Origin of the sequence: Burkholderia sp. Tr-20390 (assembly GCF_017104595.1) — a bacterium.
Lineage (GTDB): Bacteria > Pseudomonadota > Gammaproteobacteria > Burkholderiales > Burkholderiaceae > Burkholderia.
The window spans coordinates 1-22,655 of record NZ_JAAGPC010000104.1 but is presented as its reverse complement, the minus strand read 5'-3'; the positions used below and the strand labels follow the sequence as shown (position 1 = coordinate 22,655).

Genomic DNA, 22,655 nt, shown 5'->3' with positions numbered 1-22,655 from the left:
CGCAGTCCTGACATAGGCATGTCCCGCGCTGACCGGCCCGCGTTTAGATTGCATTGAGATTCGTTGCCGCCCCGCCATCCACGAAGAAAAATGCGCTGGCATTCGCGACACTTTTTTCAACACCAGGATGGATGGCTATCAAATTGAATTCGAAGAAACCGACTCTTGATCTCGTGGTTCGACGCCGCTCGCTGCGCCGCACGCACATCGCCTATGCGGCACTCGCCGCGGCCAGCGCACTCAGCTTTGCCAACGCCGCATTCGCCGCACCCGGCAAACCCAGCCTCAAACAGTACGAAATCACCTCGCAGCCGCACGGCTTCGTCGAAATCGACATGCAGAAGGCAGGCGTCGCGCCGTACAAGGACATCGTCAAGCTGAACAAGAAGGTCGACGTACCGCTGCCGTTCGACATCTGGAGCAACGGCACCGCGGTGAAGGCGGTCGCGCTGGTCGACGGCGTCGTCGACGCCACGTCCGAAGTGAAGATGACGCCCGGCGGCACCCAGAGCGGCCAGGTGGTCGCGAACGTGAAGACGCCCGGCGTGAAGAAGATGCAGGTGCGCGTGATCGACGCGAACGGCGCGGCGACCGACAGCGCCCCGCTCGACGTGGTCGTGTTCGACACGATTCCCGAGCTCGCCGACGATCTGCCGAACAACGCGAGCAAGAACCACAAGCCGTACGCGAACACGTCCGGCTCGGTGGTCGGCACGTACTTCGCGACCTGGTCGATCTACGACCGCAAGTTCAACGTCGACAACGTGCCGGTCGAGAACCTCACGCACATGCTGTACGGCTTCATCCCGATCTGCGGCGGCGCGGACGTGAACGCCTCGCTCGCGAAGGACCTGCCGGGCTCGTTCAACACGCTTCAGCAGAGCTGCAAGGGCCTGCCCGACTTCAGCGTCGCGATCCACGACACCTACGGTGAAATGGCCAAGGCATTGCCGGGCCAGACCGCGAACTCGAAGCTCAAGGGCGTGCTCGGCCAGATGATGGCCGCGAAGAAACGCAACCCGAACATGAAGATCCTGCCGTCGATCGGCGGCTGGACGCTGTCCGATCCGTTCTTCAAATTGCATGACCCGGCGAAGCGCAAGGTGTTCGTCGACTCGACCGAGCAGCTGCTGCGCACGTGGAAGTTCTTCGACGGCGTCGACATCGACTGGGAATTCCCCGGCGGCAAGGGCGTGAACCCGTCGCTCGGCGATCCGGTGAAGGACGGCCCGCTGTACGTGACGCTGATGAAGGAACTGCGGCAGATGCTCGACAAGCTGTCGCAGGAAACCGGCCGGACGTACGAACTGACGTCGGCGATCGGCGCGGGCAAGGACAAGATCGACGTGGTGAACTACAAGGAAGCCACGAAGTACATGGACTACATCTTCGACATGACGTACGACTTCTACGGTGCGTTCAGTCTGAAGGAACTCGGCCACCAGACCGCGCTGTATGCCCCGGGCTGGAAGCCGGACACCGCGTACACGACGCACAATTCGATCAAGGCGCTGCTCGCGCAGGGCGTCGATCCGAAGAAGCTCGTGGTCGGCGCGGCGGCCTATGCCCGCGGCTGGACCGGCGTACACGGCTATGCCGACGGCAATCCGTTCACCGGCACGGCGACGGGTGCGCACAAGGGTCAGTGGGAGCCGGGCATCCTCGACTACAAGAAACTCAAGGCGGAGATGATCGGGCCGAACAACGCCGGCATCAACGGCTACGAGTACCACTACGACCAGACGGCCGAAGCACCGTACGTGTTCAACAAGAGCACCGGCGAACTCCTCACCTTCGACGACGAGCGCTCCGTTCTCGCGAAGGGCGACTACGTGCGCGCACACCAGCTGGGCGGCCTGTTCTCGTGGGAAATCGACTCGGACAACGGCGACATCCTGAATGCGATGCACAAGGGCCTCGGCCACGGCAATGAAGGCGGCGGCGCGGAAAACCATCCGCCGATCGCAAACGCCGGCGCCGCCATGACCGTCACCGGGCCGGCGATGGTGACGCTCGACGCGTCGAAGTCGCGCGATCCGGACGGCGACAAGCTGACCTACAAGTGGGAACAGGTCGCCGGCGCGCCGCTGCAGCTCGCCAACGCGACGAGCGCGAAGGCAAGCGTCGACATTCCGTCGGTCAAGCAGGACACGAAGTACACGTTCCGCGTGACGGTCACCGATCCGGCCGGCCTGAAGGACAGCGCGCAAGTCGTCGTGACCGCCAAGGCCGACACGGCCGTGGAACCGCCGCCGGCGGAAAACCGCCCGCCGGTCGCGCAACTCGGGGGCCCGGCAACGGCTGAAGCCGGCCAGGCTGTCGTGCTGTCGGCCGAGAAATCGACCGATCCGGACGGCGACAAGCTGAGCTTCAAGTGGAACGTCCCGACCGGCATCCAGGCGACGCCGGCCGGCGCGAAGCTGAACTTCAACGCGCCCACGCTCGCGAAGGACCAGTCGTTCACGTTCTCGGTCACGGTCAGCGACGGCAAGCTGTCGAGCACCGCGAAGCACACCGTCCTCGTGAAGGCCAAGGATGCGGGCGGCGGTAACGGCGGCGAAGGCGGCGGCAATGGCGGCAACGGTGGCGGCGAAGGCGGCAAGTACCCGGCGTACAAGGCCGGTACGCAGTACAACGCCGGCGACATCGTGTCGAACCTCGGCAAGCTTTACCAGTGCAAGCCGTTCCCGAACAGCGGCTGGTGCTCGGGCGCGCCGACGGCGTATGAGCCGGGCAAGGGCTTCGCGTGGAACGACGCGTGGACGCTCTACGGCAACGACGGCGGTAACGGCGGCGGCAACGGCGGTAACGGCGGCGAAGGCGGCGGTGGCGAAAGCGGCGGTGGTAACGGTGGTAACGCCGGCAACGGCGGCGGCGAAGGTGGCGGCAGCGGTGGCAACCACCCGCAGTACAAGGAAGGCACGAAGTACAACGCGGGCGACATCGTTTCCAATAACGGCAAGCTGTTCCGTTGCAAGCCGTTCCCGTACACCAACTGGTGCTCGATGGCAGCCTGGGCGTACGAGCCGGGCAAGGGCACCGCGTGGGACCAGGCATGGGATGAACACAAGGAGTAATGCCCGGTCCGGCCGGCGGCGCCATCGCGGCGCCCCGGTCAGTCCGAACCCGCGTCTTCCGACGCACAACGGCTGATGCCGATATCGCCCTCGCCTCGCGCGAGGGCGTTTTCGTTTGGGTTTCGGTTGGCGGATAGGCATCCGCAACGCTGCGGACGGTTGTGAAGGTGCGGGCAATGGGCAAGGAATGCGCGGACCGCAAACGCCACCGCCAGGATCGACGTCGCCCCGGTGTCATCGCGTCATGTCGATGGCGTCCTCGACCTTTCCTCTGTTTCGCGTCCGTGGCCGCGCCGCGCCTGCGGGATCGGAGTCCTGCTTGACGCCAGTTCCGCGCCGGAAGACGACACGCGGCCCCCGCGCCTTCGTCTCTCGTGCCGACGTGCCAGGCCATCGCCGCACCGTCCGCTATCGAGCGGTTCTCGGCGACGAGCCTCCATCCGCAAGTCTCGTCAGGTCGGCACCGCCCCGGGACGGCGCGATCGTCACGCAGTCCGAAGCACCGACAGGCACGCCCGTCTCGTCATCCGCCGTGTCGCGCCACTCGCCGGGCCCGAACGCAAAAAAGCCGGGCCCTTGTGCGATACAGGGCCCGGCTTTCCATCCATCCGGTTCAATCTCTACCCGACCTCGACGAAGCTGGCGGCCGCGCTACCGTTGCGGCCCGGCACGGCTCACGCGTCTTCGAGCGCTTCCGCAGCGGTTCTCGGCAAGCGCACGATGAAGCGGCTGCCCTGCCCCGGCGTCGACGTCACGTCGATCGAGCCGCCATGGCGCACGACCACGGCCTTCACGAACGGCAAGCCGAGGCCAACGCCGCGGCTGGCGTCGCGGTGCGAGCCGTCGACCTGAAAGAACGGCTCGAACAGGCGCGGCAGCGCGTCGGCGGGGATGCCGATCCCCTGATCCTGCACCGTCATCGTCACCTGCCGATCGTCGGCAGCGATCCACACGTCGACCACCGTCTCCTCGTCCGAGTACTTGATCGCGTTGTCGAGCAGATTGGTCAGCGCACGCAGCAGCATGTCGCGATTGCCGGACACGAACACGTCGTCGCCCTCGTAATGCGGGCCTTCGACGCGGATTCGCTTCGCATTCGCGCTGTGCCACAGATGATCGACCGCCTCCGTCGCCAGATCGTTGGCGGACACGGCCACGTAGGCTCGGGTGTCGAGATGCTCGGCGCGCGACAGTTGCGTGAAATCCTGTGCGACGCGCAGGCTGTAGTCCACCAGCTTGTGCAGGTCCGTCAGGAAATCCTCGTCGGTCGCGCCGTCGGCGCGGTTGCGCTCCTCGAGCAGCGACAGCACGGTCGACAGCGGATTGCGCAGGTCGTGCGCCATGTGTCGCAGCGTCAGCCGGTCGCTTTCGACCGCGGCCTTGATGTTGTGGATGTCGACGAAGCAGATCATACTCGCCGTGGAACGATGCTGCTCGCCGTCGCCGAACGGCGTCACCATCATCATCTGCGTGCGCCCGTTCAGCGTCAGCTCCGCCGAGTGAATCTTGCCGCTCGCCTTCGCGATCTGCACTTCGTCGTGCGCAATCGACAGCACGTGCCGGACGGCTGCGTCGCGGTCACCCTCGGTGTCGAACGTCTCCAGCATCGCGCGGCCGCCCGCGTTGCACAGCAGCATCCGGCCGTGCTGTTCGACGAAGATCGGATACGGCAACGTCTCGATCATGTCGACATAGGCCGTCTGCCAGGCGCGAATCTGCTGCATCGCGATCTCGACTTCGTCCGCGCTCGGCAGCTCGGCATCGGCGCCCGCCGCGTGCGGCAAGCCGGCGAACGCATGCTTGCCGGCCAGCCGGTGCAGCAGCCCGTATTCCTTCAGCATGAACGTCCGCAGGCTGCCGGCACGCCGCCAGCCGCAGAACGCGAAGATCAGCGCGCACACGGCAAACATCGGCCCGAGCGGCATCCAGTACGACCAATGCACCAGCAGCACCAGCGAGACGGAGACGAACGTGGCCATCCACGCGATCGCGAATGCGTACATGCGCCAGCCCGGCACCAGCATGCAGATCAGCAGCATTCCCGTCGCGACCGCGACGCTGACGCCAACCTGGATCGCCGCCGGCTCGCGCCGCAGAATGCGGCCATCGAGCAGCGCCTGCGTCACCAGTGCATCGACCTCGACGCGCCGCAGCCGCCCCCCTTCCGACGTCGACAGGTCGTACACCCCGGAAAGGTCCGACATCGCGTCGCCGATGAAGACGATGCGACCGCGCCACGCCGACTCGGGAATGCGCCCTTTCAGCACGTCGACGTATGAATAGCGATCGAGGTCGAAGCGCGCAGGCAGGAACAGCGCGAGCGAACCGGTCTCGACGTGCCCCAGATTCGACACATGGTCCTGCACCTGGTGACGCACGTCCCCGGCCGGCAGCGACGCGCCCGCCACGCGAATCGCCTCCAGCGCCACGTGCGGCAGTTCCGCCTCCGCGTTGTCCGCGTGAATATAAGGCACGATGCCCTGCACCAGATGGTCGCTGCCCAGCATCACGCTGCGCTGGCCGATGGCCGCGGCCGCGGCACGCAACCGCGCCTCGGGCAACAGCACGGTGTCGGCACGCGTGGCCTCCTGCGATACGTGGGCAGGCAGCACGACGTGCCCTTGCCGCGCGATCGCGCCCGCCAGCGGCCGATCGCCGGACGCCGCGCTGAACATCGTCATGTCGAGCACGACACTCGCGGCGGCACCCAGCCGATCGAGCACCTGCGCATGGGACGTGCGCGCATAGCTTTCGCCGCTGCCGAGTTCGGCAATGGTCTTCTTGTCGATCGAGATGACGACGACCTCGTCACGATCCCCGTGATCGACGCCGGTCACCACCAGGTTCCAGTACAAACGGTCGAGCGGCGACAGCAACGCCTCGGCGGTCGGCGTGCAGCTGAGCACTGCCAGCAACACCGCGCCGGCCGTGAGCGGCCATACGGCAGGTCGAACGGATGTTGCAATTTTCAAGACTCGATTGAGCCAGTCAGGCATGGTTTGGTCCACGTTATTGTTTTATTCGCCCGAGTTCGTTGCAGTCGCGCACTTCCTGCATGGTTGCGGCCATGGCCACATTTTTCGTCGCGCTCGCGATCCCGCCATGCGACTTGCGCTCAGGCGGCCCCGGGTCCCTCAACAGGCAACCGCACGGCATGCTGCCGCGGGTTCCAATGCCGCCATGTTGCCGGAACTATCTCGATTTTTATTAGGCACCGGGTCCAATTAGACCTTGTCCCATATGGTTTCTATTTCGTTTCGGACTCGTCCGAATATTTACCATTCGGACGGTCGTCAGGACGCGTCGATACCGTGCCGGTGCGACCCGTTCGGGACCTTCGATCCCAGGTGAGTTCGTGCAGACAATGCGGTTGTTTGCCCTGGTGGTTCACCCGTGAAGCGATCCTGCCAAACTTTGATGAACGGCGGGAAATTTCGCAACACGTTTTTCCCGACCGAATGGTTTGCCGACGCGCGTCGAGACGAAGCCGGCGTCGGGCTGAATTTTCGCAGCGAGACTGGCCGGCGCCGGCCAGTGTGTGGCAGACCGTTCGACGTGAACACTTTTCGTCGCTTTCGATGAAATTGTGTTGACAGCCTCTTCGGACACGCTATAATTGCGTTCTTTCGCGATGCAGCAACAAGCGAAACGTGCCCAGGTGGCGGAATTGGTAGACGCACTAGGTTCAGGTCCTAGCGGTGGCAACATCGTGGAGGTTCGAGTCCTCTCCTGGGCACCATCTGTTTTATAAAAAGGTCGGCTTCTAGCCGGCCTTTTTTCATTTCAAGCCCAGGAAGCAAAGCGCCTGCGCGCTTTGCGTGAGGACTCGAAAGGCTGCGCTTGCAAGCGCAGCCGGGGTCGCGCTTGTGTGACCGAGTCCTCTCCTGGGCACCATCTGTTTTTGAAAAGGTCGGCTTCTAGCCGGCCTTTTTTCATTTCCGGCGCCGAAAATACGCGTCAATCGCAAGATGGCGTCGCCGCACATGCAAGCGGCTCGCATACCCACCTCCCCCTCCTTCGCCCGACCGAACAGCGTGCTCAATTATTTTCGTTCGCGACCTGAAATTGTGTTGACAGCCTCTTCGAACGCGCTATAATTGCGTTCTTTCGCGATGCAGCAACAAGCGAAACGTGCCCAGGTGGCGGAATTGGTAGACGCACTAGGTTCAGGTCCTAGCGGTGGCAACATCGTGGAGGTTCGAGTCCTCTCCTGGGCACCATCTGTTTTATAAAAAGGTCGGCTTCTAGCCGGCCTTTTTTCATTTCCGGCGCCGGAAACACACCTTCCCCATCCCAGAGAGCAAACCAGTCGCTTTGGTTTGCGCACCCGGTGCCAGCGAGCTCCAACGGCAGTGGCAAATTCGGCAACAACCCGGCGCCACACGCTCGTACTCCCCCCTCAAGCCACCTGCGCCCGATTTTCTGATCACCGCGATCCATCCCCGATTCCGAACACCTCTCACCAGCGTCCCGCCGCCATCGAAACCGGGATTTCCCTAGGCTGACACGCCGCCGTACGCGCGGTTAAATAAATCAACGTGATTTATTTAATGCGCTGCCAGACGGCGCACCATGGAAGGAGACGCCATGAGAAGCCCGCACTTCGGCCAGGGAAGCAACTCGGCCAACGTGCGCCGTTACAACGAGCGCCTGCTGCTGAAGACGCTGCGCCGCGCAGGCAGCGCGTCGAAGGCCGACCTCGCCCGCCTCGCGAGCATGACGGGAACGGCAGTCGGCAGCATCATCGCGTCGCTCGCCGATGCGAAGCTGATCGAATTCGCGGGCCGCACCGAAGGCCAACGCGGCCAGCCGGCCTCGCTGATCCGCCTCGATCCGCGCGGCGCGTTCGGCATCGGCGTCCATCTCGACCGCATGCGCATCGAAACGGCGCTCGTCAACTTCGCCGGCGACGTGCTCGGCCGCCGCTCGCACGACACGCTGCTGCCGCCGCCCGCCGACGTGCTCGAGATCGTCCGCCACGACATCGACGCGATGCAGGCCCTGCTCCCCGACCACGAGCGCGCCCGCCTGACCGGCATCGGCGTCGCGCAGCCCTACAACCTCGGTGCGTGGATGCGCGAACTCGGCCTCGCACCCGACACGTTCCGCGCGTGGGAAGACGTCGATTTCGCGGCCGACCTCGGTCGCGCGTTGTCGCTTCCGGTATTCGGCGAAAACGACGGCAACGCAGCCGCGATCGCCGAGCTGTTCTACGGATACGGCCGGCAGTGCGACGACTTCGTCTACCTGTTCATCGGGCCGGCCATCGGCGGCGGCATCGCGATCGACGGCGACTGCCTGCGCGGCGTGACCGGCAATGCAGGCGACATCGCCGTGATTCCCGTGCCGCCGAGCCGGCTGGCTTCCGCGCCGCCCCCACGCGGCCCGTGGGACATCCTGCTCGCGCGCGCGTCGCTGCATGCGCTGGTGCGCCATCTGCGCCATCACGGCGAAACGGTCGACAACCGGGCCGATCTCGAAGCATGCATCGCCCGCGGCCTGCCCGCCGTCGACGAATGGATCGACGATTGCGTCGACGCGCTGGCGCCGGCATTGCGCGCGGTGCTGTGCGTGGTCGACGCGCCGGTGGTCGTGCTCGACGCCGATACCGACGCGGGCCTGCTCGACGCGGTCACGACGCGCCTGCGCGCCGCGCTCGTGGCCACCGCGCCCGAAGCGCGCGGCACGCCGGTGCTCGTACGCGGCACGTTCGGCGCCGACGCCGGTGCGATCGGCGCGGCCACGCTGCCGATGTTCTTCAACTTCTCCCCGCGGGCCGGCATCCTCAAGGGCGCCCGCACCGACTCGCAGGAGGTCAACCATGTCGCGATCTGAGTCGCCCCGTCCGTTGCTCGAGATGCGCGGGATCAGCAAGACGTTCCCGGCCGTGCGCGCGCTCGACAACGTCAGCCTGACCGTCTATCCCGGCGAGATCCATTCGCTGATGGGCGAAAACGGCGCCGGCAAATCGACGCTGATGAAGATCCTGTCGGGCGCCTACCGTGCCGACGCCGGCGGCGAGATCCTGATCGACGGAGCCCGCATCGACATCGACGGCCCGCTTGCCGCGCGCGATGCAGGCGTCGCGGTGATCTACCAGGAACTGTGCCTGTCGCCAAACCTGAGCGTCGCGGAAAACATCTATATCGGCCGCGAACTGCGGCGCGGCAACCGGCGCTGGGGCACGATCGACCGCGCGGCGATGGCGCGCGGCTGCGAGGACGTGCTCGCGCGCCTGGGCGCATCGTTCGGGCCCGACACGCTCGTCGACACGCTGTCGATCGCGGAGCAGCAACTCGTCGAGATCGCACGCGCCGTGCACACCCGGGCGCGCATCCTCGTGATGGACGAGCCGACCACGCCGCTGTCGTCGCGCGAAACCGAGCACCTGTTCCGCCTGATCCGCCAGTTGCGCGAGGAAGGTCTCGCGATCATCTACATCAGCCACCGGATGGCGGAGATCTATGAACTCTCCGACCGCGTGTCGGTGTTGCGCGACGGCGCGTACGTCGGCACGCTCGAACGCGCATCGCTGTCGGCCGAGCGCCTCGTCGCGATGATGGTCGGCCGCGACATCTCAGGCTTCTACAAGAAGGAACACGCACCGTACGACCCCGGCCACCTGCTGCTGTCGGTCCGCGACATCGCCGACGGCGCACGCGTGCGCGGCTGCAGCCTCGACCTGCACGCCGGCGAAGTGCTCGGCATCGCGGGGCTCGTCGGCGCAGGCCGCACCGAACTCGCGCGGCTGATCTTCGGCGCCGAACCACGTGTGCGCGGCGACGTGAAGGTGGGCGAACGCACGTTCGGCGCGCACTCGCCGCGCGACGCGATCGACGCGGGCCTCGTCTACCTGACCGAGGACCGCAAGCGCCAGGGCCTGTTCCTCGACATGAGCGTGCGCGACAACATCAACATCTCGGTCTGCAACCGCGATGCGCGGCTCGGTGCACTCGATCTCGCGCGCGGCGCCGAACGCGCGCGGGACGCCATTGCGTCGCTGTCGATCCGCGTGCCGAACGCGAACGTCAACGTCGGCGCGCTGTCGGGCGGCAACCAGCAGAAAGTGTTGCTGTCGCGCCTGCTCGAAACGAAGCCGCGCGTGCTGATCCTTGACGAGCCGACACGCGGCGTCGACATCGGCGCGAAATCCGAGATCTACCGGATCATCAACGAACTGGCCCGGGCCGGCGTGGGCGTGATCGTGATCTCGAGCGAACTGCCGGAGATCATCGGTGTCGCCGACCGCGTGCTCGTGATGCGCGAAGGCGAGATCGCCGGCGAACTCGGCGGCTACACGCAGACGCCCATCACGCAGGAAGCCATCATCGCGCTCGCCACCGGCTCGCAGGCCGAACTCGCCGACGCGCACTGAGGCTCGCCCTTTTTCATTTCCTTCTTACATCCAGGTTACCGAAATGATCAACCCGACCAAGCAGCGGAACCTCGCTTCCGCGACGGCCCAGCCGGTGGCCACCCGCACGCCGCTGTTGCGCGGCGCCGATCAACGCGCCCGCATGCAATCGCTGATCCGCACCGCCGGCATGCTGCCGGTGCTGCTGGTCCTGTGCATCGGCTTCGGCTTCCTGACCGACGGTTTCTTCACGCTGCAGAACCTGTCGATCGTCACGCAGCAGGCGTCGATCAACATCGTGCTGGCCGCCGGCATGACCTTCGTGATCCTGACGGGCGGCATCGACCTGTCGGTCGGCTCGGTGCTCGCCGCCGCGGCCGTCGCGGCACTGCTCGCATCGACCATCCCGGGCTGGGGCTGGCTCGGCGTGCCGTTCGCGCTCCTCGTCGGCCTCGTGTTCGGCGCGATCAATGGCGGCCTGATCTCGTTCCTGCGCCTGCCGCCGTTCATCGTCACGCTCGGCGCGATGACCGCCGTGCGCGGCGTCGCGCGCCTGATCGGCAACGACACGACCGTGTTCAATCCGCAGTTGCCGTTCGCGTTCATCGGCAACGGCACGATCCTCGGCGTGCCGTGGCTCGTCGTGATCGCGTGCGCGGTGATCGCGATCTCGTGGTTCATCCTGCGCCGCACGGTGCTCGGGATGCGCATCTATTCGGTCGGCGGCAATCCGGAAGCCGCCCGCCTGTCGGGCATCAACGTGCGGGCGATCCAGCTGTTCGTGTATGCGGCGTCGGGGCTGCTCGCCGGTCTCGGCGCGGTGATGTCGGCCGCACGGCTCTATGCGGCCAACGGCCTGCAGCTCGGCCAGTCGTACGAACTCGACGCGATCGCCGCGGTGATCCTCGGCGGCACGAGCTTCGTCGGCGGTGTCGGCTCGATCGTCGGCACGCTGATCGGTGCGCTGATCATCGCGGTGCTGACCAACGGGCTCGTGCTGCTCGGCGTGTCCGACATCTGGCAGTACATCATCAAGGGGCTCGTGATCATCGGCGCCGTCGCGCTCGACCGCTACCGCCAGCGCGATTCGGCGCGTACCTGAGCCCCTGCCCGTCCATTCAACCTGGCGGCGCAGGCCGATCCCTGCGCCCGCCCGCCAAGCCACTTCACGGAGACACCACGACATGTTCAAGCACAAAGCCGCCCTGACCGCCGTCGCCTGCGCACTCGCCTTCGGCGCTTCCGCCGCGCACGCGGCCGACAAGCCGCTCAAATCGATCGGCGTCACGGTCGGGTCGCTCGGTAACCCGTACTTCGTCACGATCGTCAAGGGCGCCGAGGCGCGCGCCAGGCAGATCAACCCGAATGCGAAGGTCACGGCCGTGTCGGCCGACTACGACCTGAACAAGCAGTTCACGCAGATCGACAACTTCATCTCCGCGCACGTCGACATGATCCTGCTCAACGCAACCGATCCGAAGGCGATCGAGCCGGCGGTGAAGAAGGCGCAGGCGGCCGGCATCACGGTCGTCGCGGTCGACGTCGCGGCGGCCGGCGCGAACGCGACCGTGCAGACCAACAACGTGAAGGCCGGCGAGCTGGCATGCGACTACATCGCGAAGAAACTCAACGGCAAGGGCAACGTGATCATCGAGAACGGCCCGCAGGTGTCGGCCGTGATCGATCGCGTCAACGGCTGCAAGACCGTGCTCGCGAAAAGTGCCGGCATCAAGGTGCTGTCGAGCGACCAGGACGGCAAGGGCTCGCGTGAAGGCGGGATGAACGCGATGCAGGGCTACCTGACGCGCTTTCCGAAGCTCGACGCGGTGTTCACGATCAACGACCCGCAGGCGATCGGCAGCGATCTCGCCGCGAAGCAGCTGAACCGCCCGAACATCGTGATCACGTCGGTCGACGGCGCGCCCGATATCGAGGTCGCGCTCAAGTCGAATACGCTCGTGCAGGCGTCGTCGAGCCAGGACCCTTGGGCGATGGCGCAGCAGGCCGTCAACGTCGGCTACGGGATCATGAACGGCCAGAAGCCGGCCAACCCGATGATCCTGATCGAGCCGACGCTCATCACGCGCGACAACGTGAAGAGCTACAAGGGCTGGAGCACCCCGCGCTGATCGCCCCCCGTCCGCCCGAGCAACCGGGCGGTGCCTGGCTGCGTCGCTGCATGCGACGGCCCGCACTGCCCGCCTTTTCAGATCAATCGCTGCATCGCCGCGCACAGCGGCGCGGCACAAGGTTTCGACATGACGACGACGTTTCCCCGCCTGATCGTATTCGGCGAAGCACTGACCGATTTCATCCGCGACGACGACCAGCACTGGCATAGCGTCGCCGGCGGCTCATGCTGGAACGTCGCGCGCGTCGGTGCGCGACTCGGCGTGCCGACGGCCTTCGCCGGCACGGTCAGCCGCGACACCTTCGGTGACGAGCTGATGCGCAAGAGCGCCGACGCGGGGCTCGACCTGCGCTTCATCCGGCAGGTCGATCGCGCGCCGCTGCTCGCGATGGTCGTGTCGAAGCAGCCGCCCCACTACTTCTTCATCGGCGAGAACAGCGCCGATCTCGCGTTCGATCCGGCGGACCTGCCCGCCGGCGCACTCGACGCGGCCGAGATCGTGCACGTCGGCTCGCTCGGCGTCGTGCGCGAGCCGCTGGCGTCGCGCCTGATCGACGTGGCGCAAGCGGCGCGCGCGGCCGGCAAGCGGATCTCGTTCGACCCGAACTTCCGCGCACCGATGGCCGCGCCGTCGTATCGCGACACGCTGCGCCGGCTGGCCGGGCTCGCCGACTGGATCAAGGTATCCGACGAGGATCTGCGCGGGCTGTTTCCCGAACTCGATGAAGCCACCGCGCTCGCCCAACTGCGCACGTGGGCGCCGGACGCCGCGATGCTCGTCACGCGCGGCGCATCCGGCATGCAGCTCCTGCATCGCGACATCGTGCTGTTCCAGCCCGCGTTCCCGACCGAAGTGGCCGACACCGTCGGTTGCGGCGATGCCAGCATCGGCGGCTGGCTCGCGAGCCAGCTCGCGCGTCCCGATGCATCCGCCGCCGAGCATCTGCGCTACGCAGCCGCCTGTGCGGCGGTTGCCTGTGCGCATGCAGGCGCCTATGCGCCGACGGCGGACGAAGTGACCGACATGATCGATCGCTCGGCCGACGCCGCGGTTTCGCCATAGCACTCACCGGCGCGGCGCCCCCGCGCCACGCCGTCACGCGGCGGTCGTGCCGTCGCTGCCGTCCGGCGGCATCCGGGCCTGCAGCAGTTGCAGGCTCTCGTCGACGCTCAGTTCGGACATCGCATCGTCGTGCAGCGTATCGTCGGCCGCGCGGCGCAGCGCATGCAGCGCGTGCACCTTGAGCCGCACGATCGCGAGCCGCAACCCGCGCGCCGTGCATTCGGCCGCGAACGTGCGCAGCGATTCGATCGTCGTGCTGTCGACATCCGGCGTTTCCTCGAGGCTCAGCATCACGGTATGCGCGTCCGGCGCGGCCTTCATCAACGCACGCACGCGGTTCAGCATCCGGTCCGCATTCGCGAAGAACAGTTGCGCCTCGGGCCGCACGATCAGCACGCCGGGCACCGGCTTCGCGTCGGCATGGCTCGCCACGTCGACGAAATCGTGACTGTCGCGCAGCCTGCCGAGCACGCTGACGTTCGGCTCGGACAGCTTGCGCAGCGTCAGCAGCAGGCTCACGCCGATGGCCGCGAGCAACCCGTGCAGCACGCCGAGCACGAGCACCGCGAGCAGCGCGGCGATCACCACGAGGCGATCGCGATGCCAGGCCCAGTACGGCCGGAATACCGACGGATGCAGCGAGTGGCTGACCGCGAAGATCACGATCGCCGCGAGCACGGGCTCCGGCGTGCGCGCGAGCTGCGGCAGCAGCAGCCAGACGATCAGCGCGACCACGCCCGCCGCCCACAGGCCGGCAAAGCGCGACTGCGCGCCGGCCGCTTCGTTCGCCGAGGTCGCCGAATAGCCGGCGCCGACCGGCATCCCGTGCAGCAGGCCCGACACGAGGTTCGCGCAGCCGAGCGCGACGAGGTCGCGGTTCGGCGACACGCTGTCGCCATGCTTCAGCGCGAAGTTGCGGATCGATCCGTACGATTCCGCGTACAGGATCAGCATCAGCGCGAACGCAAGCTCGATGGTCTGCATCCACGCGTTGCGGTCGAGGGTCGGCAGGCCGAACTCGATATGCTTGAAATCGATATGGCCGACGATCGCGATCCCGTATCGCTGCCAGTCGATCGCGTAGCCGGCCGCGATCGACAGCACGATCACGACGAGCGTCGCGGGCACGCGCGAGCTGCGCCCGAGCGTGAACAGCAACGCCAGGGCAATGGCGCCGAGCACGACGCTCGCGAGATTCGCATGCGGCGCGCCGGTGATCAGGTCGAGCGCGACATGCGGCGCATCGCTGTGCTGCACGGAGATCGCGAGGATCTTCGGCAACTGCTTGATGACGATCGTCAGCGCGAGGCCGAACGTGAAGCCGCGCAACACCGGCCGTGCGACGAAGTCCGACATGCCGCCGAGCCGCGCGGCACCGGCCAGGATGAACAGCACGCCCGTCATCGCGACGAGCGCCGCCGCGAGCGCGAGCTGCGCGGCGAGCGCCATCCCCGATTCCGCGAGCACGGTCGCCGCAAGCACGGCGGCCGACGACGATGTCGACGACACGATCGCGAAGCGGCTGCTGCCGGTGAGCGCATAGACGACGAGCCCCGACAGCAACGCGATCAGACCGGCCTGCGGCGGCAGGTTCGCCAGCCCCGCGTACGCGACCGCCTCGGGGATCAGCAGCCCCGCGATCGACAGGCCGGCCAGCGCATCGAGGCCGATGCGTCGCGTGGGCGGCGGCGAGGCCGTGTCGAGCGCGGCGAAATGGTCGGCATGCTGCGGGCCGGCATCGGGGCGGATCGGGGCGGTCGTCATGAGGCGGTCAGGGCTTGACGGCGATGACGCCCGACCAGCCGGGCAGATAGCGTGCATCCTGGTCGTGCGCGCGATGCAGTGCGATGTCGAGCGCCTTCGCGAAATTCTTGCGGATCTGGTCGAGCGACACGTGCTGGCGCAGGTAGTCGGCCCACAGGAATTCGCTGAATGGCGTCGCATCCTTCGCATAGCCGCCTGCCGTGCGCAGCTCGCCGGCAAGGCTGCGGTACGGATCGTCCACGAGCCCGGTCAGCGCCTTCGGCAGATTCGCGTAGTCGCGACGCGTGCCGTCCGCGCCGAACGGATGCACCCACTGGTTGTGTTCCATCATCCGCCAGAAGATCGTGTCGTCGAGCCACGACAGGTCCTTCAGCAGCATCGCGTTCACGCGTGCCTCGCCTTCCTCGATCAGCGCGAGGCCGAGGTGGTGGTGATCGGTGATGTAGTGCACCCCGCCCGGCCCGAGCACGGCCGGGAACCAGTGCGATTCGATCGCGGCCTTGCGTGCCCGCTTGTTGAGCGCCTTCCAGTGCTTGCGCTTCGCCTTGACTTCGCGATAGCCGACCGTCATCTGCGTGGGACGCAGTTCTTCAAGCTTGACGGGAATCAGGTGAACATCGTTGCCGAGAGCCATGGTCGTACCCCATGTTGCGAAATTCCGGCAACGATACTCCTGATCACGCGAGCCGTTAATACGTCATGACCTCGATACGCCTGCGGTTGACGATCTCTGACAACCGCCCGACGGCCCGCCCACGCACGACGCCGCGCTACGCGCGCAGATCGTTGCGTTCGAGACGATGTCGAATGTAAGGAATGCCATCGTGCACGATGCTCACGCGACGCATCCCGAGCTTGCGCGCGACATTCAGCGAGCCGCTGTTGGCCTCGGCGATATCGGCGATCACGCGCGGCAGGCGCACGGTATCGAACGCGTGACGCACGACGGCTGCCGCGGCTTCGCTCGCGATGCCGCGCCCCCACGTCGCACGCACCAGCCGCCAGCCGATCTCGACGTCGCGCGCGCCGTCCGCATAGTCGGGAATCAGCAGGATCCAGCCGATGAACGCATCGGGGGCGGCCTTCTCGAAGATCGACCAGTAGCCGAGGCCCGGCGGATAGTCGCACGTGATCCGGTGCGTGACGAAGCGCCGATGCTCGACGGGATCGTGCCACGGGCCCGCGATGTGCCGCGTGACCTCGGGATCGCGATCCATCGCGAGGCATGCGTCGAGATCGGCCAGCACACGCGGACGCAGCCACAGCCGGGCAGTCTCGAGCACGGGCAGCGTGGCGGCGGAACGTTCGGTCATCGGGACTCCTGATTCGGTGACGATGCGCATCGGGCGCATTACAAAACAGATACAAACAGCCTTCCGGAATGATACAGAGGCCTGTCGCCGGTCTGGTACGACGGCATTGCCATTTCCGAAACAGTTCATTTCCTAGGGATTATTCCCGATTCGACGTTATCGCGCCCCACATCGTCCGGCGCCGCCGCCTACACTCGATCCATGCCCCCGCACCGCGCGCAAGCCGGGCCGGCATCCGCATCCACAACGTGAGCGCGCAAGCCAACGAGGAGACCTCGGACATGAGCTGGACCCGCGAACAACGCAACGTCACGATCGCCGCCTACCTCGGCTGGACACTCGATGCGTTCGATTTCTTCCTGATGGTGTTCGTGCTGAAGGACATCGCCGCCGAATTCGGGTCGACGATTCCCGCCGTCGCGTTCGCGCTCACCCTGACGCTCGCGATGCGCCCGCTCGGCGCCCTGATCTTCGGCCGGCTCGCCGATCGCTTCGGCCGCCGCCCGACGCTGATGGTCAACATCGCGTGCTACTCGCTGCTCGAACTCGCATCGGGTTTCGCGCCGAGCCTGACCGCGCTGCTCGTGCTGCGCGCGTTGTTCGGCGTCGCGATGGGCGGCGAATGGGGGATCGGCTCCGCACTGACGATGGAAACCGTGCCGACCCATGCGCGCGGCTTCGTGTCGGGGCTGCTGCAGGCCGGCTATCCAAGCGGCTACCTGCTCGCGTCCGTCGTGTTCGGCCTGTTCTACCAGTACATCGGCTGGCGCGGCATGTTCATGGTCGGCGTGCTGCCCGCGCTGCTCGTGCTGTACGTGCGCTCGCACGTGCCCGAATCGCCGGCATGGAAGCAGATGGAAAAGCGCCCGCGCCCGAGCCTTGGCTCCACGCTGAAGCAGAACTGGAAGCTCACGATCTACGCGATCGTGCTGATGACCGCGTTCAACTTCTTCTCGCACGGCACGCAGGATCTCTATCCGACGTTCCTGCGCGAACAGCATCACTTCGATCCGCATACCGTGTCGTGGATCACGATCGTGCTGAACATCGGCGCCATCGTCGGCGGCCTGTCGTTCGGCGCGATCTCGGAGCGGATCGGCCGGCGTCGCGCCATCTTCATCGCCGCGTTGATCGCCCTGCCCGTGCTGCCGCTGTGGGCGTTCTCGAGCGGCCCGGTTGCCCTCGCCGCGGGGGCGTTCCTGATGCAGATCTCGGTGCAGGGTGCGTGGGGCGTGATCCCGGTTCACCTGAACGAGATCTCGCCCGACGAGATCCGCGCGACCTTCCCCGGCGTCGTCTACCAGCTCGGCAACCTGCTCGCGTCGGGCAATGCGACGATGCAGGCGTCGCTCGCCGTTTCGCACAACAACAATTACAGCTTCGCGCTCGCGCTCGTGGCCGGCATCGTCGCCGTCGTGATCGCCGTGCTGATCCAGTTCAGCCGCGAGCGGCGCGGCATCGACATGACGCAATCGGTCAATACGCGTAGCACGGTCGGCTGATCCCGCGCATTGCCGCACCGCATCATCACGCGTGCCCCGTCCCGCCGAGGGCACGCGCGATACTTTCCGCATTCGCACATCGAACTAGAGGAATTTGTCCAGATTCCCCGCTTGCCCGCTCGGTGCGCGATTTTTTATCTTAATAAAAACGGCTGTTTGAATCAGACAAACAAATCACCAGTTCGCGGCCGGGCGACCGGCATGGGAGGCGGGACATGGCAGTAAGTCAGGAGGGGCGGCCATCCGCGGGACGGCCGTCCGGGGCACGGTCATCCGGCACGCGGCAGACCGGCGGGACGAAGGCGCGCATCCTCGATGCGGCCGAGGACCTGTTCATCGAGCATGGCTTCGAGGCGATGTCGATGCGCCAGATCACCTCGCGCGCGGCGGTCAACCTCGCCGCGGTCAACTACCACTTCGGCAGCAAGGAAGCGCTGATCCACGCGATGCTGTCGCGCCGGCTCGACCAGCTCAACCAGGAGCGCCTGGGCATCCTCGACCGCTTCGATGCGCAACTCGGCACGCACATCACCTGCGAGCACGTGCTCGGCGCGATGTTCATTCCCGCGCTGAAGGCCTCGCGCAATCCCGAACGCGGCGGGCCCGGCTTCCTGCGCCTGATCGGCCGTGCGTACACCGATCCGTCGCCGTTCGTGCGCAACTTCCTGACCGCGCACTACGCGAGCGTCGCGGGCCGCTTCTTCGACGCGTTCCAGCGCGCATTGCCGCACCTGCCGCGCACGGAGCTCGGCTGGCGGCTGCACTTCGCGATCGGCGCGCTGTCCGGCGCGCTCGCGGGCGCCGAAACGGAAAGCCTGATCGACGAGTTCTCGCAAGGCCGCACGATGAACGACGTGCAGATGATCGCGCGACTGTCGTCGCTGATCGTCGCCGCGCTGAAAGCGCCGATGCCCGACAGCGCGCAACTGTCGATCTTCGCGGCCGTGCTCGACGATGCGGGGGCCAGCGAAGCATTCGGGCTGCCGCAGTCGGCTGCGCCCGCCGTCGATACGGCGACGCTGCATTCCACGAACTGAGCGCGCGAGGCCACGCGCCGCTTCCTGTTCACGATTTGATTGAAACGCGCGGTCGTGCGGGGCGTCGAGGCGCCCCGTCGATCGACCGTGCGGCACGGGGCACGGGCCGGCGCCGAAGCGCCCGCCCTCGCCGAGAGCAAAGACCGGAGACTCGTCATGTCATCTTCCGCAGCAACCGCAGCGGCCCAGGTTCCGCCGAACACCGACGGCATCTGGTACGCGTCATACCCGCCCGGCGTCCCGCACGAGATCGACGTCACGCAGTACGCATCGCTCGTGCAGTTCTTCGACGAATGCACGAGCCGCTTCGCCGAACGCGTCGCCTACGTGAGCGCCGGCGCATCGATGACCTATCGCACGCTCGCGCAGAAGGTCGACGCGTTCGCGTCGTACCTGCAAGGCATCGGCATCAAGCCCGGCGACCGCGTCGCGATCATGCTGCCGAACACGTTCCAGTACCCGGTCGCACTGTTCGGCACGCTGAAGGCCGGCGCGATCGTCGTCAACGTCAATCCGCTCTATACCGTGCGCGAACTCGCGCACCAGCTGAAGGACAGCGGCGCGCAGACGATCGTCGTATTCGAGAACTTCGCGCGCACGCTGCAGGACGCGCTGCCGGAAACGCAGGTGAAGAACATCGTCGTCACCGCGCTCGGCGACCTGCTCGCCGACGGCTTCAACGCGAAAGGACGCCTGATCAATTTCGTGCTGAAGCACGTGAAGAAGCTCGTGCCGGCCTACCACCTGCCGCAGGCCATCCGGTTGCGCTCGGCGCTTGCGCTCGGGGCCCGCGGCAAGCCGCAGCCGGTGCCGATCACGCGCGACGACCTCGCGTTCCTGCAGTACACGGGCGGCACCACCGGCGTCGCGAAAGGCGCGATGCTCACGCACGGCAACCTGATCGCGAACCTGCTGCAGGCGAAGGCCTGGATCGCCGACCAGGTCTCGGGCGACGTCGAAACCGTGCTCACGCCGCTGCCGCTGTATCACATCTATTCGTTGACGGTGAACGCCTTCATCTTCATGGGCCTCGGCGGCCGCAACATCCTGATCGCGAACCCGCGCGACATGACGATGGTGATGAAGATCATCCGCAACGAGACGTTCACCGGGATCACCGGCATCAACACGCTGTACAACGCGTTCCTCGACAACGAGGAATTCCGCAAGCGCGATTTCTCGAAGCTGAAGCTCGCGATGGCCGGCGGGATGGCGATGCAGCGCGCGGTCGCGGAGCGCTTCCAGCAGGTGACGGGCCGGCCCGTCGTCGAGGGCTACGGCCTGACCGAGTGCTCGCCGATCGTCACGATGAACCCCGTGGACCTGAACGACATGGCCGCGTTCAGCGGTTCGATCGGCCTGCCGGCGCCGTCCACCGTCGTGCGCTTTCGTCGCGAGGACGGCACCTGGGCGCCCGTCGGCGAACCCGGCGAGCTGTGCGTGCAGGGTCCGCAGGTGATGCGCGGCTACTGGCAGCGCCCCGACGAGACGGCCAAGGTGATCGACGCCGACGGCTGGCTCGGCACCGGCGACATCGGCGTGATGGACGAACGCGGCTTCATCCGCCTGATCGACCGCAAGAAGGACATGATCCTCGTGTCGGGCTTCAACGTGTATCCGAACGAGATCGAGGAAGTGCTGGTGATGCATCCGGGCATCAGCGAAGCCGCGGCGATCGGCATTCCCGACGAGGTGCAGGGCGAACGGATCAAGGTGTTCGTCGTGCGCCGCGACCCGGCGCTGACGGTCGACGACGTGCTCGCGCACTGCCGCAAGAACCTGACCGGCTACAAGATGCCCAAATTCGTCGAGTTCCGCGACGCGCTGCCGCAGACGAACGTCGGCAAGATCCTGCGCCGTGCATTGCGCGACGAGGAACTCGCCAAAATCAAGGCCGCGAAGCAAGGCTGAACGATCCATCGCCCCGGGAGACGCCGTCGATGAACGAAGGAAAGAAGCGCCACGCGCGGCATGCCGCCGCCGTGGCAGTCGCGTGCATGCTGTCGCTCGCCCAGACTGGCCTGCATGCGCAGGAAGCGGCCAGCGCGGTGAGCGCGGCGCAGGAGGTCGCCCTGCCGGCCGATCTCGCGAAAGTCACCCGCGAACCGGTCGCGCAACAGGCGCGCTGGCTACGCACGGCCGCGCAGCGCGGCACGCTCGCGCAACTCGATGACGCGACGCTCACCGCGCTCTTCAAGGCGCTCGATCCGCTCGCCGTGCCGCTCTATATCCGCAATGGTCCCAACGGCTATCCGTCCTACCAGTTCACGATGGTGCGCCAGGAACGCATCAGCGGAAAATGGTCCGATACGCCCGACCGCATGCTCGTGAAGACCACCCGCGAGCCGCTGCGCGTCTATGCGAAATGGCTGCCGGGCGGCGCGCACGCCGGACAGGAGACCATCTACGACACGACGCAGCGCAAGGACGAGATGTACGGCCACCTCGGCGGCCTGCTCGGCAAGATTCCGCTGTGGACGGCCATCGACGGCGCACTCGCGCGCGCCCAGTCGAATCACCAGGTGAAGGATCTCGGCACCGAATTCATCACGAACCTGTACCTGACCGAAGGGAAGAAATATCTGGAAGCCGGCGTGCAGCGGCCGACCAATGTGGAAGCCAGAACGATCAACGGCGTGCGCGTGGTTACGCTCACCTACGAAACACCGACCGGCCGGCCGCAGTTCTACGCGAAGAAGGAAGTTTTGGGGCTCGACCTGCACGCGCCCTATTTCCGGACCGTCGAGTCGTATGACAACGACGGCAAGATCTTCGAGCGGATCGTCATCGAGAAAATCGCACCGGCGACGCTCGACGATACCGCATTCGACCCGAAAAACCCCGACTACGCGTTCTGATGCGCGCCGGCGGGGTGGATCTCGGGCTCAATCGTCATCGTCGTCGCCGTGGTGCCGGTGCCCATGCTTGTAATAGTGCTTGCGCCACTTGCGATAGCGATCGTCGTCGTCATCGCCGTAGTAGCCGTATCCGTAGCCTGGATAGGCGACCACGGCAGGTTGCGGCGCCACATAGACCGGGGCCGGCTCGACATAGACCGGCGCGACCGGTACGCCGATGCCGACCGACAGGTCGACATGCCCCGCCATCGCACTGCCCGAAGCCAGCAACGCCACGCTCCCGACCCACCCTGCCCATCGTCTCTTGTTCATGTTCTGAATCCCTGATATGCCGGCCGGCCCGCCCGGCTCGCGCGACTAAAGTAAACGTCGCGCGCGAACCCAGGTGATACGGCCTTGCGAGAGTCGTAACGCAACGTAACGAAATGGCATTAGCCGTTTGGCCGAATCGCGAAAATGCGCTGGAACGTCTATAGTGGGTTACGGTTCGACACAATCACGACTTCGCGCTCCCCGATCGAACAGGGTAGAATCCCGCCAAACACCTTGTGGACGG

At 66.2% G+C, this 22,655-nt stretch carries 15 protein-coding genes and 2 tRNA genes; 12 read left to right on the top strand and 5 right to left on the bottom strand.

Annotation, left to right across the window (positions count from 1 at the left end; all coding sequences use genetic code 11):
- The first annotated feature begins 131 nt into the window (after positions 1-131).
- On the top strand, positions 132-3,077 hold the full coding sequence (locus G3N98_RS24635) for a glycosyl hydrolase family 18 protein (protein WP_206149452.1): 2,946 nt from the start codon (positions 132-134) through the stop codon (positions 3,075-3,077).
- A 674-nt stretch (positions 3,078-3,751) separates the two neighbouring features.
- Here the strand turns inward: G3N98_RS24635 and G3N98_RS24630 are convergent.
- The gene (locus G3N98_RS24630; RefSeq protein WP_241026064.1) at positions 3,752-6,049 is read right to left on the bottom strand and encodes a CHASE2 and HATPase_c domain-containing protein; all 2,298 of its coding nucleotides are present in this window, start codon (positions 6,047-6,049) and stop codon (positions 3,752-3,754) included.
- Positions 6,050-6,729: 680 nt separating this feature from the next.
- Here G3N98_RS24630 and G3N98_RS24625 point away from each other — a divergent pair.
- From G3N98_RS24625 to G3N98_RS24595, 7 genes are all read left to right on the top strand, one after another.
- A tRNA-Leu gene (locus G3N98_RS24625) sits at positions 6,730-6,816 on the top strand.
- Between the two features lie 394 nt (positions 6,817-7,210).
- A tRNA-Leu gene (locus G3N98_RS24620) sits at positions 7,211-7,297 on the top strand.
- 367 nt (positions 7,298-7,664) lie between these two features.
- Positions 7,665-8,912, top strand: a complete 1,248-nt coding sequence (locus G3N98_RS24615) for an ROK family protein (protein ID WP_089472678.1) — start codon at positions 7,665-7,667, stop codon at positions 8,910-8,912.
- Entirely contained in the window at positions 8,899-10,452 is a 1,554-nt protein-coding gene (locus tag G3N98_RS24610) for a sugar ABC transporter ATP-binding protein (protein ID WP_089425244.1), read from the top strand. Before G3N98_RS24615 ends, G3N98_RS24610 begins: the two co-directional genes overlap by 14 nt.
- 43 nt (positions 10,453-10,495) lie before the next feature.
- Positions 10,496-11,533 carry a ribose ABC transporter permease gene (locus G3N98_RS24605; protein WP_039358899.1) on the top strand — a complete coding sequence of 346 codons (1,038 nt, stop codon included), beginning with the start codon at positions 10,496-10,498 and terminating at the stop codon, positions 11,531-11,533.
- Positions 11,534-11,615: 82 nt separating this feature from the next.
- Positions 11,616-12,560 (top strand): ABC transporter substrate-binding protein, encoded by a 945-nt coding sequence (locus G3N98_RS24600; protein WP_089425243.1) that lies wholly within the window; start codon positions 11,616-11,618, stop codon positions 12,558-12,560.
- Positions 12,561-12,689: 129 nt separating this feature from the next.
- Positions 12,690-13,625 carry a carbohydrate kinase gene (locus G3N98_RS24595; RefSeq protein ID WP_089473246.1) on the top strand — a complete coding sequence of 312 codons (936 nt, stop codon included), beginning with the start codon at positions 12,690-12,692 and terminating at the stop codon, positions 13,623-13,625.
- A 33-nt stretch (positions 13,626-13,658) separates the two neighbouring features.
- Here the strand turns inward: G3N98_RS24595 and G3N98_RS24590 are convergent, their stop codons facing one another.
- The 3 genes from G3N98_RS24590 to G3N98_RS24580 all read right to left on the bottom strand — a co-directional run bounded on the left by G3N98_RS24590 (position 13,659) and on the right by G3N98_RS24580 (position 16,702).
- Positions 13,659-15,389, bottom strand: coding sequence for a SulP family inorganic anion transporter (locus G3N98_RS24590; RefSeq protein ID WP_089472677.1), 1,731 nt, complete (start codon positions 15,387-15,389; stop codon positions 13,659-13,661).
- Positions 15,390-15,396: 7 nt separating this feature from the next.
- Positions 15,397-16,023, bottom strand: a complete 627-nt coding sequence (locus G3N98_RS24585; RefSeq protein WP_175237228.1) for a ParB-like protein — start codon at positions 16,021-16,023, stop codon at positions 15,397-15,399.
- A gap of 136 nt (positions 16,024-16,159) precedes the next feature.
- On the bottom strand, positions 16,160-16,702 hold the full coding sequence (locus tag G3N98_RS24580) for a GNAT family N-acetyltransferase (RefSeq protein WP_175237229.1): 543 nt from the start codon (positions 16,700-16,702) through the stop codon (positions 16,160-16,162).
- Positions 16,703-16,983: 281 nt separating this feature from the next.
- Between G3N98_RS24580 and G3N98_RS24575 the strand changes: the two genes are divergently transcribed.
- The 4 genes from G3N98_RS24575 (at position 16,984) to G3N98_RS24560 (ending at position 22,099) form a co-directional block, all read left to right on the top strand.
- Positions 16,984-18,204 carry an MFS transporter gene (locus G3N98_RS24575; protein WP_206149450.1) on the top strand — a complete coding sequence of 407 codons (1,221 nt, stop codon included), beginning with the start codon at positions 16,984-16,986 and terminating at the stop codon, positions 18,202-18,204.
- A gap of 215 nt (positions 18,205-18,419) precedes the next feature.
- Complete coding sequence (locus G3N98_RS24570; RefSeq protein WP_089425240.1) at positions 18,420-19,241, top strand: TetR/AcrR family transcriptional regulator; 822 nt, start codon at positions 18,420-18,422, stop codon at positions 19,239-19,241.
- A gap of 156 nt (positions 19,242-19,397) precedes the next feature.
- Positions 19,398-21,152, top strand: a complete 1,755-nt coding sequence (locus G3N98_RS24565; protein ID WP_206149449.1) for an AMP-binding protein — start codon at positions 19,398-19,400, stop codon at positions 21,150-21,152.
- Positions 21,153-21,181: 29 nt separating this feature from the next.
- Positions 21,182-22,099: a DUF1571 domain-containing protein gene (locus G3N98_RS24560; RefSeq protein WP_206149448.1), complete on the top strand. Its 918-nt coding sequence runs from the start codon at positions 21,182-21,184 to the stop codon at positions 22,097-22,099.
- Positions 22,100-22,126: 27 nt separating this feature from the next.
- Here the strand turns inward: G3N98_RS24560 and G3N98_RS24555 are convergent, their stop codons facing one another.
- Positions 22,127-22,411, bottom strand: a complete 285-nt coding sequence (locus tag G3N98_RS24555) for a hypothetical protein (RefSeq protein WP_089472671.1) — start codon at positions 22,409-22,411, stop codon at positions 22,127-22,129.
- Positions 22,412-22,655: the final 244 nt, after the last annotated feature.

Bases quoted from the DNA above. Each gene is read 5' to 3' on its own strand.
- G3N98_RS24555 (WP_089472671.1), bottom strand. From the start codon at position 22,411: ATGAACAAGAGACGATGGGCAGGGTGGGTCGGGAGCGTGGCGTTGCTG.
- G3N98_RS24590 (WP_089472677.1), bottom strand. From the start codon at position 15,389: ATGACGACCGCCCCGATCCGCCCCGATGCCGGCCCGCAGCATGCCGAC.
- G3N98_RS24610 (WP_089425244.1), top strand. From the start codon at position 8,899: ATGTCGCGATCTGAGTCGCCCCGTCCGTTGCTCGAGATGCGCGGGATC.
- G3N98_RS24570 (WP_089425240.1), top strand. From the start codon at position 18,420: ATGGCAGTAAGTCAGGAGGGGCGGCCATCCGCGGGACGGCCGTCCGGG.
- G3N98_RS24605 (WP_039358899.1), top strand. From the start codon at position 10,496: ATGATCAACCCGACCAAGCAGCGGAACCTCGCTTCCGCGACGGCCCAG.
- G3N98_RS24585 (WP_175237228.1), bottom strand. From the start codon at position 16,023: ATGGCTCTCGGCAACGATGTTCACCTGATTCCCGTCAAGCTTGAAGAA.
- G3N98_RS24635 (WP_206149452.1), top strand. From the start codon at position 132: ATGGCTATCAAATTGAATTCGAAGAAACCGACTCTTGATCTCGTGGTT.
- G3N98_RS24560 (WP_206149448.1), top strand. From the start codon at position 21,182: ATGAACGAAGGAAAGAAGCGCCACGCGCGGCATGCCGCCGCCGTGGCA.
- G3N98_RS24600 (WP_089425243.1), top strand. From the start codon at position 11,616: ATGTTCAAGCACAAAGCCGCCCTGACCGCCGTCGCCTGCGCACTCGCC.
- G3N98_RS24565 (WP_206149449.1), top strand. From the start codon at position 19,398: ATGTCATCTTCCGCAGCAACCGCAGCGGCCCAGGTTCCGCCGAACACC.
- G3N98_RS24580 (WP_175237229.1), bottom strand. From the start codon at position 16,702: ATGACCGAACGTTCCGCCGCCACGCTGCCCGTGCTCGAGACTGCCCGG.
- G3N98_RS24595 (WP_089473246.1), top strand. From the start codon at position 12,690: ATGACGACGACGTTTCCCCGCCTGATCGTATTCGGCGAAGCACTGACC.
- G3N98_RS24615 (WP_089472678.1), top strand. From the start codon at position 7,665: ATGAGAAGCCCGCACTTCGGCCAGGGAAGCAACTCGGCCAACGTGCGC.
- G3N98_RS24575 (WP_206149450.1), top strand. From the start codon at position 16,984: ATGAGCTGGACCCGCGAACAACGCAACGTCACGATCGCCGCCTACCTC.